General features: G+C 38.8%; 11 protein-coding genes. 7 read left to right on the forward strand and 4 right to left on the reverse strand.

Annotation, left to right across the window (positions count from 1 at the left end; all coding sequences use genetic code 11):
* The first annotated feature begins 12 nt into the window (after positions 1-12).
* From ACI6PS_RS01775 to ACI6PS_RS01785, 3 genes are read left to right on the forward strand one after another with little or no spacing between them, the layout of a single operon-like run.
* On the forward strand, positions 13-558 hold the full coding sequence (locus ACI6PS_RS01775; protein WP_421010824.1) for a DUF1697 domain-containing protein: 546 nt from the start codon (positions 13-15) through the stop codon (positions 556-558).
* A gap of 51 nt (positions 559-609) precedes the next feature.
* Positions 610-2,685, forward strand: coding sequence for a M1 family metallopeptidase (locus ACI6PS_RS01780; protein WP_421010825.1), 2,076 nt, complete (start codon positions 610-612; stop codon positions 2,683-2,685).
* A complete protein-coding gene (locus tag ACI6PS_RS01785) occupies positions 2,682-3,587 on the forward strand; it encodes a patatin-like phospholipase family protein (RefSeq protein WP_421010826.1) in 906 nt (301 codons plus the stop codon). The genes ACI6PS_RS01780 and ACI6PS_RS01785 overlap by 4 nt, the downstream gene beginning before the upstream one ends.
* Here the strand turns inward: ACI6PS_RS01785 and ACI6PS_RS01790 are convergent.
* On the reverse strand, positions 3,579-4,100 hold the full coding sequence (locus tag ACI6PS_RS01790; RefSeq protein ID WP_421010827.1) for a hypothetical protein: 522 nt from the start codon (positions 4,098-4,100) through the stop codon (positions 3,579-3,581). The genes ACI6PS_RS01785 and ACI6PS_RS01790 overlap by 9 nt on opposite strands.
* Before the next feature lie 202 nt (positions 4,101-4,302).
* Between ACI6PS_RS01790 and ACI6PS_RS01795 the strand changes: the two genes are divergently transcribed.
* Positions 4,303-6,633, forward strand: coding sequence for an ATP-dependent helicase (locus tag ACI6PS_RS01795; RefSeq protein ID WP_421010828.1), 2,331 nt, complete (start codon positions 4,303-4,305; stop codon positions 6,631-6,633).
* A 94-nt stretch (positions 6,634-6,727) separates the two neighbouring features.
* Here the strand turns inward: ACI6PS_RS01795 and ACI6PS_RS01800 are convergent, their stop codons facing one another.
* Both ACI6PS_RS01800 and ACI6PS_RS01805 read right to left on the reverse strand, forming a co-directional pair.
* Positions 6,728-7,420, reverse strand: a complete 693-nt coding sequence (locus tag ACI6PS_RS01800; RefSeq protein ID WP_421010829.1) for a LytR/AlgR family response regulator transcription factor — start codon at positions 7,418-7,420, stop codon at positions 6,728-6,730.
* The gene (locus ACI6PS_RS01805) at positions 7,420-8,451 is read right to left on the reverse strand and encodes a sensor histidine kinase (RefSeq protein ID WP_421010830.1); all 1,032 of its coding nucleotides are present in this window, start codon (positions 8,449-8,451) and stop codon (positions 7,420-7,422) included. Before ACI6PS_RS01805 ends, ACI6PS_RS01800 begins: the two co-directional genes overlap by 1 nt.
* A gap of 148 nt (positions 8,452-8,599) precedes the next feature.
* Here ACI6PS_RS01805 and ACI6PS_RS01810 point away from each other — a divergent pair, with 148 nt between their 5' ends.
* Both ACI6PS_RS01810 and ACI6PS_RS01815 read left to right on the forward strand, forming a co-directional pair.
* Complete coding sequence (locus tag ACI6PS_RS01810; RefSeq protein WP_421010831.1) at positions 8,600-9,415, forward strand: DUF5694 domain-containing protein; 816 nt, start codon at positions 8,600-8,602, stop codon at positions 9,413-9,415.
* 64 nt (positions 9,416-9,479) lie between these two features.
* Entirely contained in the window at positions 9,480-10,106 is a 627-nt protein-coding gene (locus tag ACI6PS_RS01815) for an L-threonylcarbamoyladenylate synthase (RefSeq protein WP_421010832.1), read from the forward strand.
* Between the two features lie 60 nt (positions 10,107-10,166).
* Here the strand turns inward: ACI6PS_RS01815 and ACI6PS_RS01820 are convergent, their stop codons facing one another.
* Positions 10,167-10,565: a glyoxalase gene (locus tag ACI6PS_RS01820; RefSeq protein WP_421010833.1), complete on the reverse strand. Its 399-nt coding sequence runs from the start codon at positions 10,563-10,565 to the stop codon at positions 10,167-10,169.
* A gap of 287 nt (positions 10,566-10,852) precedes the next feature.
* Here ACI6PS_RS01820 and ACI6PS_RS01825 point away from each other — a divergent pair, with 287 nt between their 5' ends.
* A complete protein-coding gene (locus tag ACI6PS_RS01825) occupies positions 10,853-17,848 on the forward strand; it encodes a fibronectin type III domain-containing protein (protein ID WP_421010834.1) in 6,996 nt (2,331 codons plus the stop codon).
* Positions 17,849-17,864: the final 16 nt, after the last annotated feature.

The following is a 17,864-nucleotide window of genomic DNA, read 5'->3' on the forward strand; positions in this document are numbered from 1 at the left end:
AATAACAAGAATATGACAACGCATCTCGCATTACTTCGTGGCATCAATGTTTCCGGGCATAATATGATCAAAATGGAAGCTTTAAAGACTACTCTGGAAGCCATCGGTTTTCAGAATGTAACCACTTATATCCAATCAGGAAATGTTTTTGTGGACACAGAGGAAGAAAATGCTTCCAAAGTTGGTTTTATGATCAAACAGGAAATTTTCAAGGTTTTTGGGCATGAAGTTCCTGTAATCGTTATTGCAAAGAATGACTTGTCAGCTTGCTTTAAAAACAATCCGTTTTTGAATGAAAAAGACGTAGATACCAAGAAGTTATATGTCGCTTTTGTTTCGATTGCCTTGAAAAAGGAAAGTATCAATGATTTAAAAATGAGTCAGTTTAAGCCAGATGAAGTGAGTATCGATGAAAACAGAATCTATATCAAATATGCCGTTGGTGCAGGTAAAACTCGATTGGACCAAAAATATATTGAAAAGAAATTAAACGTCATTTCCACCATCCGAAATTGGAATACCGTGACACAGTTGTTGAAAATGTTTGAAGAAAAATAACCTAATTTTCTATCAAACCTTTGTAAATTTGGAGTTCTGATATTTTTTAAAATGAAGCAACTCCAATTTTTTCTTATACTTTTTCCTTCTTTTCTTTTTTCTCAGCAAACAAAATTAGTTGATTTTAAAAGCGTAAACGCCGATATTACCGTGAATCCGATTGATAAATCAGTTTCAGGAAAAGTAGAATATACCTTTGAAGTTTTGGCGGATATTGACACCATTCGGCTTGATGCTAAAAATTTGAATTTCAATAATGTAAAAGTCAATAATCAGATGTATAAATTCAGTAATTCAGCTAAGGAATTATTGATTTATCAAGGATATAAAAAGGGAAATAATACTTTAAGTTTTGAATATTCGGCCAATCCAAAACAGACGATGTACTTTGTTGGTACAGGCGAAAACATGCAAATCTGGACACAAGGTCAAGGAAAATACACCAGCCATTGGTTTCCAAGTTTTGATGATATGAACGAGAAAGTCATCTTTAATATGCGCATAACTTATGATAAAAATTATAGAGTCATCTCAAATGGAATTCTAGAAAACAAAACCGAAAGCGGAAACAATTTTATCTGGAATTATAAGATGAAAAAACCGATGAGCTCGTATTTATTGATGCTGGCTATTGGAAAATTCGAAAAACAAACCTTAACATCAACTTCGGGAACACTTTTGGAAAACTATATTTCGCCAGAAGATGTTTCGAAATTTGAACCAACTTACAGATATACCAAACAGATTTTTGATTTCTTCGAAAAGGAGATTGGCGTGAACTATCCATGGGAAATTTACCGTCAGATTCCGGCAAAGGATTTCTTGTACGGTGGAATGGAAAACACGACTTCCACGATTTTTTCCCAGTATTATGTTGTAGATGAAACAGGCTTTAATGACCTGACCTATATCAATGTCAATGCACACGAGCTTGCCCATCAATGGTTTGGCGATTTGATTACGGCAACATCTGGAAAACACCATTGGCTTCAGGAAGGTTTTGCCACCTACTATGCACTTTTGGCCGAGAAGGAACTCTTTGGCGAAGACCATTTCAATTGGGAAATGTATGAAATTGCCGAAAGATTGCAACAAGCATCTAAAACCGATACCATTCCGATTTTGAATGAAAAGGCGAGCTCGCTGAGTTTCTACCAAAAAGGAGCTTGGGCTTTGCATGTTTTACGTGAAAACGTTGGACACAAAAATTTTCAGAAAGCCGTTAAAAGCTATCTAAAAAAATATGGTTTTAAAAATGTAAACACCGATGATTTTTTTGCTGAAATCAAAAAAGTTTCCAAATACGATACCAAGAAATTTCAAGAAGTTTGGTTGGAAAGTCCCGTGTTTCAAGTGAAGGAAGTGATGGCGATTTTAAATAAAAATAAATTCATCCAACACTATTTTGAAGTTTCGGAATTGAAAGATATTTCGTTTTCTCAGAAAAAAAACCAAATCGAAGCATTATTGAAATCGGATGTTTTTTATCCGATAAAGGAAGAAATCATCTATCAATTGCAGGATTTGGCTTATGAGGAAAAGGCCGATTTTCTAAAAACTGCCATGCAGACGAAGGACTTCAAAACACGTCAGGCCATTGCCAAAACAATGCGTAAAGTTCCAACAGATTTTAAAGCTGAATACGAGACATTGCTTGACGACGATTCCTACATCACAAAGGAAATTGCAATGAATGTCTATTTCTCTGAGTTTCCGGATGACCAACAATGGTTACTTGAAAAAACTAAGGATTGGATAGGTTTTAATGACAAGAACCTTCGTGTTTTGTGGCTGACACTCGCTTTGCGAAAAAAAGATTATCAGCCTGAAAATAACGTAAAATTCTACGAAGAATTGTTGCAATATGCTTCACCAAATTATGAAAGTACCTTGCGTCAAAATGCCTTGACCAAGCTTTTGTATTTGGATAAGAATGACATCAACCCAATGAAATATTTGGTGAATGGATTGGTAAGCCACAGATGGCAATTCTCAAAATATTCAAGGGATAATATCCGTGCTTTGTTGAAAAGCGATAAGCATCGAAAGTACTTTGAATCCATTGTTGCTGAACTTCCAGAAAATGAACAATTCCAGTTGAACCGATTACTAAATGAAAAAATATGAGAGCATTAGTGATTTCAGGAGGTGGAAGTAAAGGGGCTTTTGCGGGAGGCGTTGCGCAATATTTGATGCAGGAAAAAAAATACCAATATGATTTGCTGTTGGGAACTTCAACGGGAAGTTTGCTGATTCCGCATTTGGCGTTGGGAAATATCGACAAGATTTACGGCATCTATACCAATGTCAATATGGAGAAGATTTTCAGTATCAATCCGTTTGTAATCAAACAAAAAGAGGATGTTGATATTGTAACCATCAATCATTTCAATGTAATCAAGCAATTTTTCAAAGGAAAAAGAACCTTTGGCGAAAGCCAGAATTTAAGAAAATACATTCGGGAGAATTTTTCGCTTTCGGAGTTCAATCAGTTGAAATCTTCGAATTGCAATATTGTCATTACGGTTACGAATTTGTCCAAAAACGATGTAGAATACAAGTGCATTCGTGATTTTGAATACGATGAATTTTGCGACTGGATTTGGATTTCCTGCAACTATATTCCGTTTATGAGTTTGGTTACAAAGAATGAATGCGAATATGGTGATGGTGGATTTTCAAGTCTGGTGCCCATCCGCGAAGCCATCAATAGGGGGGCAAAAGAAATAGACGTGATTATTTTAGAAACCGAAACACAAACAGCTCCAAGAACCATCGGAAAAAATCCGTTTTCATTGATGGTCGATTTGTTTCAGACACTTTTGAATCAGGTTGAAAAACACGATATCACTATCGGAAAGTTATCAGCAAAGAATAAAGATGTAAAACTGAATTTATATCATACTCCTATAAAACTGACGGACAATGCCTTGATTTTTAATAAAAAACAGATGAAAAAATGGTGGCACGATGGATTTGAATACGCCCAAAATAAGAGTGAAGTTATGAGCGAAAACATCCTACCATAGTTCGCTTACCTCGTTTTTTATATACGCCAACGCCGCATTGCTTGGAACTTCCTTGTCGAATAAATCCTTCAAAATCACTTCCCTCAAATCATTGGCATCGTTTACATTTTCAAGTGTAGAAGCCTTTCTAATCATTTGAATCGTAGCGTTTTTTGCAGTCGAAATATAATTCCAGCATGCGTTTGATATATAAATCTGTTGCGTCAAATTATGTTCAAATTCCTGTTCAATTTGCGCAATCACATAATTGGCATAATCATATTTGTCATTAGAAATTGGTGCCACGCGAATCAATAATTTTGATGGATTGATGCGCTCCAAAAACAACGACAATCTTTCATAAGCCTGTAAACGCAAAGGCAAAGCATCTTTCTGCGCTTCTTTCTGCAACAACCATCTTCGGGTATTTTGTTGGTCTTTAAAGTAAGAATTGAACAAATAATAGGCAACACCTCCAGTGATTACGGCAGGTAACGTATAGCTCAGTAACTCGATGATTTTTGTAGAATCCATTTTAGGTTTTTATTGATAACGCAAAAATATAATTTTAGTTGAATATAAAGCGTTAAGCATTGTCATTTTATTAGCCACAGATTCACAGATTGAAAAAATTAAAAATCTGTGAATCTGTGGCCAATTTTTATAACACAAATAAACCAAATCCCATTTGCAATAACGGTAGAGTAATAGTAATTTTGAGCAAATTAAAAACAGCATGCAACAATACATCAGCCAGCTTAATGACGCACAGCAACAACCCGTTCTCCACAAGGACGGACCAATGATAATAATAGCTGGTGCAGGTTCAGGAAAAACAAGGGTTTTAACCATCAGGATTGCCTATCTGATGAGTTTGGGAGTCGATTCGTTTAACATTTTGGCGTTGACTTTTACCAATAAGGCAGCCCGTGAAATGAAGAAACGTATCTCTGATATTGTAGGTACAACCGAAGCAAAAAACCTCTGGATGGGAACTTTCCACTCCGTTTTTGCGCGAATCCTGCGTTCCGAAGCTGATAAATTGGGCTATCCTTCCAACTTTACCATTTATGATACCCAGGACAGCGTTCGGTTGATTTCGGCCATCATAAAGGAGATGCAACTTGACCGTGACATCTACAAACCAAAGCAGGTTTTGGGAAGGATTTCTTCGTATAAAAACAGCTTGGTTACCGTAAAAGCCTATTTCAATAATCCCGAATTACAGGAAGCCGATGCAATGTCGAAAAAACCGCGTATTGGGGAAATCTATCAGGCTTATGTAGAAAGATGTTTCAAAGCCGGAGCGATGGATTTTGATGATTTGCTGTTGAAAACCAACGAATTATTAAATCGTTTTCCAGATGTTTTGGCCAAATACCAGGACCGTTTCCGTTACATCATGGTAGATGAGTACCAGGATACGAACCATTCGCAGTATTTGATTGTTCGTGCCTTATCGGATAGGTTCCAAAATATTTGCGTAGTAGGGGATGATGCACAGAGTATCTATGCGTTCCGTGGCGCAAACATCAACAACATCTTGAATTTTCAGAAGGATTATGAAGGGGTAAAAACCTACCGTTTGGAGCAAAACTACCGATCTACAAAAAATATTGTGGAAGCGGCAAATTCTATTATCGACAAGAATAAGGTAAAGCTCGATAAAGTCGTTTGGACGGCCAATGATTTCGGACCAAAGATAAAAGTGCACCGCAGTATGACCGACGGCGAAGAAGGCCGTTTTGTGGCTTCTACGATTTGGGAACAGAAGATGCAAAACCAACTAGGAAATGGACAATTTGCCATTTTATATAGAACCAATGCACAATCCAGAGCAATGGAGGATGCCTTGCGAAAACGCGATATTCCGTATCGAATTTATGGTGGATTGTCGTTCTATCAAAGGAAGGAAATCAAGGACGTGTTGTGTTATTTGCGATTGGTAATCAACCCGAAAGATGAGGAAGCGTTGATTCGTGTCATCAATTATCCGGCACGTGGAATTGGCGATACAACGGTTGAAAAACTGACCATAGCAGCCAATCACTACAAACGTTCGATTTTTGAAGTGATGCAGAACATCGACCGGATTGATTTGAAACTGAATGCCGGAACAAAAGCCAAATTACAGGATTTTGTAACGATGATCCAGAGTTTCCAAGTCATCAATGAAAATCAGGATGCGTTTTATTTGGCCGACCATGTGACCAAGAAAACAGGATTGATTCAGGAATTGAAGAAAGACGCCACTCCGGAAGGAATTGGCAAAATTGAAAATATAGAGGAACTTTTAAACGGTATTAAGGATTTTATAGAAGGTCAAAGAGAAATTGATGGAGCAAGGGGAGCCTTGTCGGAGTTTATGGAAGATGTGGCTTTGGCGACAGATTTGGATAAAGATACCGGCGATGACGACCGTGTGGCCCTGATGACGATTCACTTGGCAAAAGGACTTGAGTTTCCTTATGTCTTTGTGGTGGGTATGGAAGAAGATTTGTTTCCGAGTGCCATGTCAATGAGTACGCGAAGCGAATTGGAAGAAGAACGCCGTTTGTTTTATGTGGCCTTGACCAGAGCCGAACATCAAGCGTATCTGACGTATGCCCAATCACGATACCGTTGGGGAAAACTGACCGACAGCGAGCCTTCGCGATTTATCAATGAAATTGAAAGCGAGTTTTTGGAATATCTATCGCCTGAAGAAACCAATTACCGCTACAAACCGATGATTGACAGCGATATTTTTGGTGATGTGGATAAGTCAAAACTACGTCAGATGAAGCCTATAAGCGGAACACCTCCGAAGCATATAACCAGCAACGAACCAAAACCTGATTCGAATATTAGAAAATTAAAGCCTCTTTCTGCACCAACAAAAACAGGTGCCAATCTGTTTGACAGTGGTTTGACTGCAGGAAATATCGTGATGCATGAACGTTTCGGAAAAGGGGAAGTGGTGAATATTGAAGGTGTTGGAGCGGATAAAAAAGCGGAGATTAAATTTGAAATTGGTGGGATTAAAAAATTGTTGTTAAGGTTTGCGAAGTTGGATGTGATTGGGTAGTCTTAATGTCTTGATTTAATGAACTTTGCGTCTTTGCGACTTTGCGTGATAATAATTGCTCGCAAAGTCGCGAAGTCGCAAAGAAAAAGCAACCTCAATCTTTACTTCCAACCCATTTTTTAACCTCACTCTTATACGTTTCCCCAATAGGAGTCGAGCCCAATGCATGGTAAATCATATTCCCATCAATGGATTTAATCTTATCCAATTGAATGATATACGATTTATGGATTCGCATAAAATCCTTTGCAGGAAGCTTGTTGATGAAATCTTTCAAATTATCCAATACAATCAGGCGTTCGTTTTGAAGATGGATTCGGATATAATCGCTTAATCCTTCGATAAAATAAATCTCTTCTGGATTGATTTTGACTTGTTTTCCATCGACTTTTACAAATAAATAATTCGAAGTTTCTTTTGCTTCCAGCGTGACAAAATCAGTGAATTTAGTCACGGCTTTATGGAATTTATCAAAGGTTATGGGTTTCAATAAATAATCAACAACTCTATAATCGTAACTTTCAAGTGCGTAATTTGCATAAGCGGTCGTGACGATAAAATAATTGTCCTTGTTGAACATCTGCATTAATTGAATTCCAGATAATTCAGGCATTTGAATATCGATAAAAATCAAATCAACTGTGTTTTTCTGAAGGAATTCAATTACTTCATAAACATCGGTTGTAGCCAAAACTACTTCTAATTGCAGGAGTTTGTTGGCATAGTTTTTTAAGAGTTCAACTGCCAAAGGTTCATCGTCGAGGATGATGCATTTTATTTTTTTCATTATAATTCTATTTCAAGATGGCTTTTAAAATTTACGCCATCATTTATAATCTCAAATTGGTATTTATTCGGAAAATAATGTGCCAATCGCTTTCTTAAATTTGATACGCCAATTCCTGAATGAGCATCTTTCAATTTGTTGTTAATTCTATTTTCAACATTAATGGCAAGTTTTTTTTCATCCGATTTAATCGAGAAAACAACCGGATTTTTTTCATCGTCTAAAATTCCGTGCTTGATGCAGTTTTCGATAAAAGGCAAAAGTAAATAGGGTGGAAGCATCCGATTTTCATTTTCAATATCCGTCAAAAGTTGGATGTGGATTTCCTTCGTATTGCGAATTCGTTCCAAATCGATAAAACTTTCAATGTATTTGATTTCGCTTCCAATCGGAATGAGTTCTTTCTGTGTTTCATACGTTGTAAAACGCATAATCTCACTCAGTTTTTCAATGGCAGGCAATGCTTTTTCAGATTTTAGAAAAACCATCGAATAAATATTATTCAAGGTATTGAAGATAAAATGCGGATTGATTTGCGACTTTAAAAATTGGATTTCCGCCTTTTTCTTTTCTTCATTCAAAACCACTTCTTTTTGAAGCGTCCGAATAAAATTGATGACAATCCATATAATCGTACTTGCAAAAATCGGTGCCGAAGCCCAATGGAGATTGTCAAAAATATAATATTGGATGGTGGTTCCTTCAAAATAATTGCCAGTTCCGAACAAATGTAAAAACAAAACTTCTTCGAGCAGATAACGGAACGTGATGAAAAAGGCAAAGATTAAGATGAATCCAATCAAAAATTTGCTCAGCATCTTCACATCAAAAAACCTCTTCATGATATAAAGATAATTGAGGTAGAACGTCGAAATGTTGATGAACAGATTACTCAAGCTGAAAAGCGTTACTTCATCAAAACCAAAAACAAATTGTTTTTCGGGCTCCAATTTTATAATGGAACCAATTATGATAATCAGCCAATATAGTACATGGATGATGATTTCTTTTTGTCTTGAAAATAACTTCATAGTGATGAATTTCGTTTTGGTAAAGGTACGTGTGCATTTTTTGAAAGCAAAAAGTGTTGACCGATAATTATGGGGTGTTCATCGAAAAGATTCGATTTAAAATGGGGAAAGGTTGGAGTTTTGTATCAAATATTTAAAACTAAAAATCATGAACAAATTATTCTTATTCCTTCAATTGCTAATCGTTTCGCAACTTCAAGCACAGCAAAAACCGCTTTACGACGATAAATTTCCAGATGCCGTTCAGGTATTGAATTTTGGAACTTTTCACATGGGCTATACACCAGACGCCAACAGTGTTGAATTTGACGAACACAACAAGAAAAATCAAGAAGACGTGCATAAGGTAGCTAAAATGCTGGCCGAATTCAAACCTACAGTAATTATTGTTGAGGATATTCCAGAGAACAATCATTTGATTCAAAAAGCGTATCAGGATTACCTCAACAATCCTAAAATGAAATTTGAAAAGCCTTCAGAAATTGAACTCTTGGCTTTTGAATTGGGAAGATTGAGCAAAACTACCCGCATCTATGGCATCGACCATCAAATGGGGTATAATTATATGATTGGAAGTCAGGTAAAAGGAAAAGTAAATGATAACACCTATGAAAGATATTTTGACTGGGTTGAAAAAGAAGAGCAAAAAATGAACTATGATAATCTTTCGTTATTGGATAAATTGAAAGTGGACAATCATCCGCAATACCTTGATTTTCTGTTGAATGTGAATGCCGATGTCTTGACGTATGTTTCCACGAAAGGCAATTTTGAAGGAGCCGATGAAGCTTCGAAATACTACCACAGAAATCTGAGAATGTACTCCAACCTTAACCAAATTGAGTTCAAGGCAGGCGACCGTGTTTTTATCTTGATGGGGGCGAGCCATACTGCATTTTTCAATGATTTTATGAAGAGAAGTCCAAAATACAAATTGGTTGACCCGTTTTTGTATTTGAAATAAAAGGCTAAATACTCTTACTATTTCTGTAATTTTGCGTAACTTGAAATAAAATTACAAGAAAAAGATGGCCCAGTTTATAAAAATATACGAAGACAAACCCAGCGAATCGGCAATTGCAAAGGTTGTAAAAGTTTTAAAAGAAGGTGGTTTGGTGATTTATCCGACCGATACGGTTTACGGTCTGGGGTGCGATATCACCAATACCAAAGCTTTAGAAAGGATAGCAAAAATAAAAGGAATCAAATTGGAAAAGGCCAATTTTTCGTTTGTCTGTTCCGATTTGAGCAACCTTTCGGATTATGTGAAGCAGATTGATACCAGCACTTTCAAGTTGTTGAAAAGAGCTCTGCCGGGAGCTTACACATTTATTTTACCTGGAAATAACAATCTTCCGAAAGAATTCAAGAAGAAAACAACGGTCGGGATTCGTGTTCCCGATAATTCTATTGCATTGGAAATTGTGCGTCAATTGGGTAATCCAATCGTTTCGACTTCCATCTATGATGAAGATGATGTGATTGAATATACCACAGATCCTGAATTGATTTTTGAAAAATGGCAGAACCTTGTTGATTTGGTAATTGATGGAGGATATGGCGACAACCAGCCTTCCACCATCATTGATTTATCAGGTCACGAGCCAGTTTTAGTTAGGGAAGGTAAGGGTGATATCGATATTATCGACTTTTAAAATATTTAGCCACTGATTCACAGATTGAAAAGAACAAATCTGTGAATCAGTGGCTTTTTTTTATACCTGTAACTCAAATAACAACACCTGATTTTTCAGTCGTTCGATTAAGAGCGACATCATTCTCTTATTAAGGTCGGAAGAGTTTTGGATGTATCTGGAATATTCCTCAACCGTAAACAATCCGATGACAATTCCTTTCAAAGAATTCCTGAATTTGATGTCGCGCTGGATTGAATTTTCAATAAACTGCAATTTCTTTTCCATAGTAAAACGATAAAAATCGGTTTTGCTCTTGGCAATATAATTCCGGAAAACTTCAATAAAAATATCATTTTGCAATTTTAGGATGGGCCGTAGGGTTTCATTCTGAAAAAATTCATCTGCAGACGACTGGCTGTTGATGGTTCCAAGCATTTCCCCTCTAAATTCTCTGATAAATTGGTCTCTTGTGCTCATTTTCTTTTAAAATTACAAAGAAAATAGAAGCACAATTTTTAATTATTGAATAGTTATTAAGAATTTAATTAACCATCGGATACAGAATATTATTTTTGAATTATTAGAGAATACGGTTCTTTATTGAGCATAATGTAAGTAGAATACTGTTTATGTTTAGGTTTAAGATGCTTTTTCGTTGTAATTGATATAATATTAACGTTTTATGGTTATTTGGCAATTTTAAAATTATTAAATTTACTACAACCTAAATTCTTGCCCCACAAGAATCTATAAAATACCTACTAATGAAAAAGAACTACTCTCTTAAACGGAGGGCATGTATTGTCCTATGTTTATTTTTCGTCGTCCATCTTTCCTTTGGGCAAACCACAACTGTCTTCAATGATGATTTTACAACTCCTGTAGCGCCCAACTACACCATTGTCAACGGTCCAATTAGTGGATCTGGGACTTGGACAATGGTCAGGAGTGGTGCCAATTTTGGATCTGCGATTGGCAATGGTCGGATGCAACTAACGAATACTGCGGCTACAAGTCTATTCAACTATTCTGGATGGGTTTTGGGATCCACTTCGTCATCCAGCTTTGCCGCGCCTTACAATACTATTCTTGCAAACAATCCCGGAGCTGTAACATGGACCTTTAATTTACGCCAAAGCAGGACCAATCCTTCAGGATTTGCAGCTTCGGGTTATGGCGCAGCTTTTATTTTGGCAGGTACAGCAGGAAGTACCAACCTTACAGGCTCTGGCTATGCTGTAATATTGGGAAACAGCACCAGTATTGATCCTATTAGACTTGTAAGATATACTTCAGGAATACGAAACTATACTAATCTTCTGGCTTCATCCACTACTGGATTAACAGATTTCGGAACACAATACCTGAGTGTCAAGGTAGTTTACACACCAACTACAAATACTTGGCAACTTTTTGTTAGAAACGATGGGACAACTGCGTTCGCCGATCCCAATTCAGGTACTTTAACCGCACAAGGAAGTGTGGTGAACAATGCCTCAACGGGAACATCATTACCTATGTTAGGAGTCTATTGGAATGCAGGTACAGTAGCCAACCAAACAGCCTTTTTTGATAATGTGAGAGTAACGGTAGGGGTGCCTTTTATAACTTCTATAGCACCCAACTCAAAGATTGCCGGAACAGGTTCGTTTACCATAACAGTTAATGGTCAGAATTTTTCAAACACAAGTGTGGTACAATGGAATGGGTCCAATAGAACAACCACTTATGTTTCACCAACGCAACTGACAGCCAACATAACTGCGGCTGATATAATAACATCTGGGACTGCATTAGTTACGGTAGCCAACGGAACAACAATTTCCAATTCGAATATCTTTACAATTGATCCGGCTGGAGTACCAACTTTGACAACTTCAACTGCAGCGATAAACTTAGCTACCAACGTAGCGGGAACACCATCAGCCGCTACAACCTATACAATTACTGGAGCCAATCTTACCGCAGATCCGGTAACCATTACGGCACCGGCTAACTTGGAGCTTTCAAGGGACGGCGTCACTTATGCAACATCACTTGTACTAACCCGATCAGGAAATACACTGACAGGACAACCTGTTACGATATATGTTCGGACAAGGGCAACTGCAACTGCAGGTATCTACAATACCGTGATTACGAATACGGCACCCGGAGCAGTAACCAAAACAATAACTGTAAATGCAACCGTATTGGCTGCACAGCCAACCTCAAATGCAACTGCAATAAATTTTACCAATATCACTTCGACGAGTTTTACGGTCAATTGGACCAATTCTGGGAATGGTGCAAGAAGACTGGTGCTTATTCGTCAGGCTGGAGCCGTAAATTCACTTCCTGTTGATGGGCAAAGTTATACAGCATCACAGCAATTTGGTACGGGTTCAGAAATAGGTACAGGAAATTATGTATTCTATTCCGGTACAGGAACGAGTGCTACCGTAACCGGACTCAATCCATCGACAATTTATCACGTTTCGGTCGTAGAATATAACGGAACCACGAGTGGTATTGAAAATTATGCAACTAGCGGGCTTACAGGTAATACTACCACGGCTGCGATACCTTTAGGATGGCAGATCAACGCGGTCAATACAGTCAATACCATTACATTTGATGCTACTGTGGATGGTGTGAATAATGATGTTTTTCAAGCTGATGGCGTTTCGGCAACTGCACAAGTAGGACAATTAAGTTCCAGGGCTTGGGCTTTTACAGGTTTCAGTGATGGAAATGTTGCTTTTCTAGGAACAAGTGCCGAAGACAGCGATTATGATCAAGGTGCTTCTGAAGGAGGCGTTTCTGAAGGAGGCCTCTATGCTTTCGAAACACAGCCTGATAATTTTTCATTAGGAATTCAACCGGCTGCGGGCGATTTTGCTCCAGGAACTGTTACGCTTCGATTTCAAAACAGAACAGGGGCTACTATGACAACTTTAAATGTTGGATACAAAGTCTATGTCTATAATGATCAGCCTTCTTCAAGTAACTTCAATTTCAGTCATTCAATCAATAATTCTGCCTACACGGCAGTACCTACACTTAATGTAGTTTCTCCTGCCGCTGCGGATATGACTCCAGGTTGGAAAGCCTATTATCGCGTAACGACTATCACAGGTCTAAGTATTCCTGTGGGATCGGATTACTTTCTAAGATGGGAGAGCGCAACAGTATCGGGAAGTGTAGATTTCGATGAATTTGCCTTGGATGATATCTCGGTTGTTATAAACCCTGTTGCTAATTTTGTTCCGTTTAGCGGTACTGCCGAAAGTTTTGTATTAAACGGAAACGCAACCCTTTCGGGTAACGTAGAAGTAGTAGGGAATTTAAATTTTACAGGAAATGCTAAATTAGGAATAGCCTCCAATACATTAACATCTAATGGAAGTATAACCAATACTACACAAGCAGGAATAAGAGGGAGCGGTACCAGTAACTTAGTAATAGGAGGAACACAGAGCAACACATTGAGCTTTGATCAGACAACAGTTGGGACTACTAATTTACTAAACAACCTTACCATTGCGACCTCAAGCAATACCACAACTGTTGGGAATGCCTTGGCTGTAAACGGAACGCTCAACATAGCAGCTGATCAAGTTTTAGATATGGGTACGAATGCACTCACAGGAACTTTGGTGGCATCAGTAGTGAATGGAACACTGCAAACGGCAAATACTTCAACAACACCTTTGCCAACAGGAAAAACATGGTCAGGAAATGGAACAGTTCATTATAATTCGGCTACGACTGCACAAACAGTAGTGGCAGGAACCTATAATGGACTAACAGTTTCTTCGACAGGCGGTGCTGTAGCTGGAGGCGCTCTTACAGTCAATGGTACGCTGAATCTCCCTACTGCAAACCCATCTGCAACACTTGGAAGCTTTTCTACAGGAACATTTGAACTGCTGATGGGGGCTGTGGCTACCAATACAGGTATCGGTGATGTCACTGGAATCGTAACAAGAAATACTTTTGCACCAAATGTACTTTATACCTTCGGTCACGAACATACTTCAATTCTTTTTCCAAGTATAGGAACATTGCCAACCTCGATGGGGCTTAAAATACAAATAGGTACAGCACCAACTTGGCGTACTGGTGCAATACAAAGGATCTACGACTTGAGGCAAACGGGTGGAAACAACACAAAAGCAATTATTAAGGCCCATTATAAAGATTCAGAATTAAACGGAAATGTAGAAGCACGACTGGTTGATATCGTTCATTTTGTAGCTGCTAATAATACGCTAGAGCAGGGAAGATCCAACTACAACACAACCGAAAATTGGGTGGAGCTTACCAACGTGAATGTCGGACTTGTATTTCAAACTGCATTTGATTTGGTAAAACTTACACTTGACGAAGCAACCGCATCGGTTTTAACTTGGAACGGCTCCCTTAGCGACTCTTGGACAACGGCGGCCAATTGGACTCCAAATGGAACGCCTTCTGATAATACAACAGTTATTATTCCAGATGCGGCAACTACTCCAAATGATCCTTTGATCAATAATCCAACGCTGGTGGGAAGTGTCAATATCCTTGCAGGCGGTATTGTGAATACTCCTGTCAACTCACAAATGACCGTGAACAATGGCGCAGGTGCTTGGATCAACAATGGAAATTATGTGGCATCGACAGGAAACACAGTAACTTTTACGAACTTGGATGCAACAATTGCAGGAACAACTAATTTCCGAAACATCACCATTCCTTCTGGAGCAGGCCTCAGGCCTTTGACAGGAAACACAATGCGTATATCGGGTGTGTTTACAAGAGTTGGAATCTTCAGCCCTGGAGCGGTAGAAAATACAGTAGAATTCAACGGATCTGTACAAACTATTCCATCACTAACAACAGGACTTGCCGCCTACAACAACCTGATTATTTCTGGAACTTCTGCAAATATTCCGACAACTTTGAATGTTACAGGTAATCTAACCTTAAATGAAGCAGTCGATTTTACAGGAAAAACAGTCGTTATGAAAGGGTCTACACCGCAAACAATAGGCGGTACAGTAAGTTCAGCTTTTAATAATTTAATCATAGAAAATACAAATGGCAACGTCAATTTAGGCTTCAATGTAGCAGTAAATGCTACGCTTACGCTGAATTCTGGGCAACTAATTGTCAATAACAGATTATTGATTCTTAGTGCAAATCCGGTGGCAGGTACTTTCAATGCCTCGTCTATGATTGTTACCGAAGGGACTGGAGTAGTCAGAAAACAAATTACAGCCGTAGGTTCTTATTTCTTTCCGATAGGTGAAAATACCACACCGGCCTATTCTCCGATACAAGTCAGCATTGATGCCGCTACCATTTCGGGTTATACTTACATCGATGTGGCGGTTGCGGATGGCATCCACCCAGAGAACAACAGTTTGCAAAATCATCTTTCTCGATATTGGCGCATAACACCCGTAGGTTTGCCCGATGCTATTGCTACTATAAATGCCACCTATCTGTCATCTGATTTATCAGCCGACATTTCTACAATTGCTGCGGGCCAGTTGGCTGGTTCTCTAAACCCAGTAAGCAATCCTTGGAGAAAATACAATACTTTGACTGGCACCTCGCTTGCTGTAGCAGGAGCGCCATTAACACAAGGAGTTCCTAATTATTTTACAGGAATAAAAGCAGAGCCCTTCACTGTAGAGATTACTGGATTTGGTGCTTTTTGTGAAGATCAACCAGTAACGTTATTGGCTGCAACTTCTGGAGGCGATGGTGCCTACACATATATTTGGTCAGATGGACTAGGCAGCCAAGCAACCGCAACACCTCCAACAGCCTTAGCAGGAACCGAAAATTATTCGGTAACAGTAATCGATGCAAATGGTTTTGTTGCTACGGATGATGGAGACATTACGGTACTTACAGAATCTTTAGGTGGAAGCTTGAGTGGTAGTCAGATTGTTTGTTTGCGAACAGCGCCAGACCCAATTGCCTTGACGGGCTACACCGGAAATGTATTGTATTGGCAACGTTCCGAGAGTCCAACTTTTGCAAGTGGCATTACCAACCTTTCCAACTTTACCGATGTGTTGACCAGTGAAAATGCAGGTCTTATTTTGGCAACCACTTACTTTAGAGCGGTAATCAGTAACGGAAATTGCGGCGAAGTATATTCAACAATAACCAGTGCAATCATAAATTCTACAACTTGGGACGGAACTTCTTGGAGCAACGGTTTTCCAGCTCCCAATACAAACGTCGTTGTAACGGGAGACACTACACTAGATGCAGATTTTATTGCATGTAGTGTTACAATTGAGAACAATGCCGATATTATTGTGGCAAGCGATATAAGTTTGACCATAAATGGAGCGCTAATTATCAATAGTGGAAGTCTGACCGTAGAAGACGATGGTAGCCTTGTCCAAACCAATAATACTTCACAAAACAGTGGCACAAATTTCACCATGAAAAGGATCACTGAGCCAATGTACAGGTATGATCTTACATATTGGTCATCTCCGGTAGCAAATCAGACCCTTAAGAACTTATCGCCTTTGACACTTTTCGACAAATATTTTGGTTGGGATTCTAATTCACAAACGTGGATTACCTATCCGGTAGGAAATCGTACGATGCAGGCCGGAGCAGGATATGTGGTCAGAGCACCGCAAAATTATGCTACAGACCCAACAGATGTACAGCCTTATACCGGCAATTTCATAGGAATGCCTCATAACGGGATTTACACAATTCCAGTGGTAGGTGATGGAAATTTTAACCTGCTTGGAAACCCGTATCCATCTGCTATAGATGCCGATTTATTTCTTTCAGATCCTGATAATGCTAATCTCGACGGTGTTATCTATCTCTGGACGCACAATACTCCTCTGATCCCTGCAGGTCAAATCTACAGCTATTCTACAGATGATTATGCGGTATATAACTTCCTTGGCGGAACAGGAACCGCCGCACCGTCGGAACCTGATCAGGCTCTAAACGTGCCAAACGGATACATTGCCGCCGGTCAAGGTTTTTTCATCGGTGGACTTACTGCCGGTACTGCCACTTTTAAAAATGAAATGAGAGTTGGAGGAAACAACAACCAGTTTTTTAGAAGTCCTCAAGAAGAAAAGCACAGATTATGGGCCAGCATCAGCAATGCGTCGGGAGGCTTCAAACAGATCTTGATTGGCCATTCAACGAATGCTACTAACGATTTTGATAGAGGATGGGATGGTAGTTTGATGGATGCTGATGGACTCACTCTTTACACTTTCGTGGAAGACAAGAAGCTTTCTATCCAATCGTTTGCTTTGCCATTTGATGTAAACCAAATTGTTCCAGTGGGTTATAAAACCAATACGGCAGGAAGCCACAGCATCATGCTCAATAAAACCGACGGACTTTTTGACCAGCAGGATATTTATCTGCATGACAAGGAGCTGAATGTGGTGCATGATTTAAAAGCGAGCAATTATGAATTCAACACCCAATCCGGAACTTTCAACGACCGCTTTGAAATAGTCTATGTGAACGCCGCTTTAGGAACTCCAGATAATAGTAGTTCAAAAGGCATCCTGATCTACAATGATGAAAAAACGGTAAATGTAAAGTCTTCTATCGGAGAAATCCGTACCGTTAGGATCATCGACATGCAGGGAAGAATTTTATATACGCTCGATGACGTCAACGACAACCAAGCCTTCCTCAAGTTGGATCTTCCCAATCAGGTACTCATAGTGTCCGTGACAACAAAAGACGGATTACAATTCAACAAGAAAATAATACAATAAACACTAAAGAAGAAAG

The sequence above is a fragment of the Flavobacterium sp. PLA-1-15 genome (genome assembly GCF_049060005.1).
Taxonomy (GTDB): domain Bacteria; phylum Bacteroidota; class Bacteroidia; order Flavobacteriales; family Flavobacteriaceae; genus Flavobacterium.

Coding starts and splice junctions, on each gene's coding strand:
- ACI6PS_RS01790 (WP_421010827.1), bottom strand. CDS start 4,100: ATGGATTCTACAAAAATCATCGAGTTACTGAGCTATACGTTACCTGCC.
- ACI6PS_RS01810 (WP_421010831.1), top strand. CDS start 8,600: ATGAACAAATTATTCTTATTCCTTCAATTGCTAATCGTTTCGCAACTT.
- ACI6PS_RS01805 (WP_421010830.1), bottom strand. CDS start 8,451: ATGAAGTTATTTTCAAGACAAAAAGAAATCATCATCCATGTACTATAT.
- ACI6PS_RS01820 (WP_421010833.1), bottom strand. CDS start 10,565: ATGAGCACAAGAGACCAATTTATCAGAGAATTTAGAGGGGAAATGCTT.
- ACI6PS_RS01780 (WP_421010825.1), top strand. CDS start 610: ATGAAGCAACTCCAATTTTTTCTTATACTTTTTCCTTCTTTTCTTTTT.
- ACI6PS_RS01785 (WP_421010826.1), top strand. CDS start 2,682: ATGAGAGCATTAGTGATTTCAGGAGGTGGAAGTAAAGGGGCTTTTGCG.
- ACI6PS_RS01815 (WP_421010832.1), top strand. CDS start 9,480: ATGGCCCAGTTTATAAAAATATACGAAGACAAACCCAGCGAATCGGCA.
- ACI6PS_RS01825 (WP_421010834.1), top strand. CDS start 10,853: ATGAAAAAGAACTACTCTCTTAAACGGAGGGCATGTATTGTCCTATGT.
- ACI6PS_RS01795 (WP_421010828.1), top strand. CDS start 4,303: ATGCAACAATACATCAGCCAGCTTAATGACGCACAGCAACAACCCGTT.
- ACI6PS_RS01800 (WP_421010829.1), bottom strand. CDS start 7,420: ATGAAAAAAATAAAATGCATCATCCTCGACGATGAACCTTTGGCAGTT.
- ACI6PS_RS01775 (WP_421010824.1), top strand. CDS start 13: ATGACAACGCATCTCGCATTACTTCGTGGCATCAATGTTTCCGGGCAT.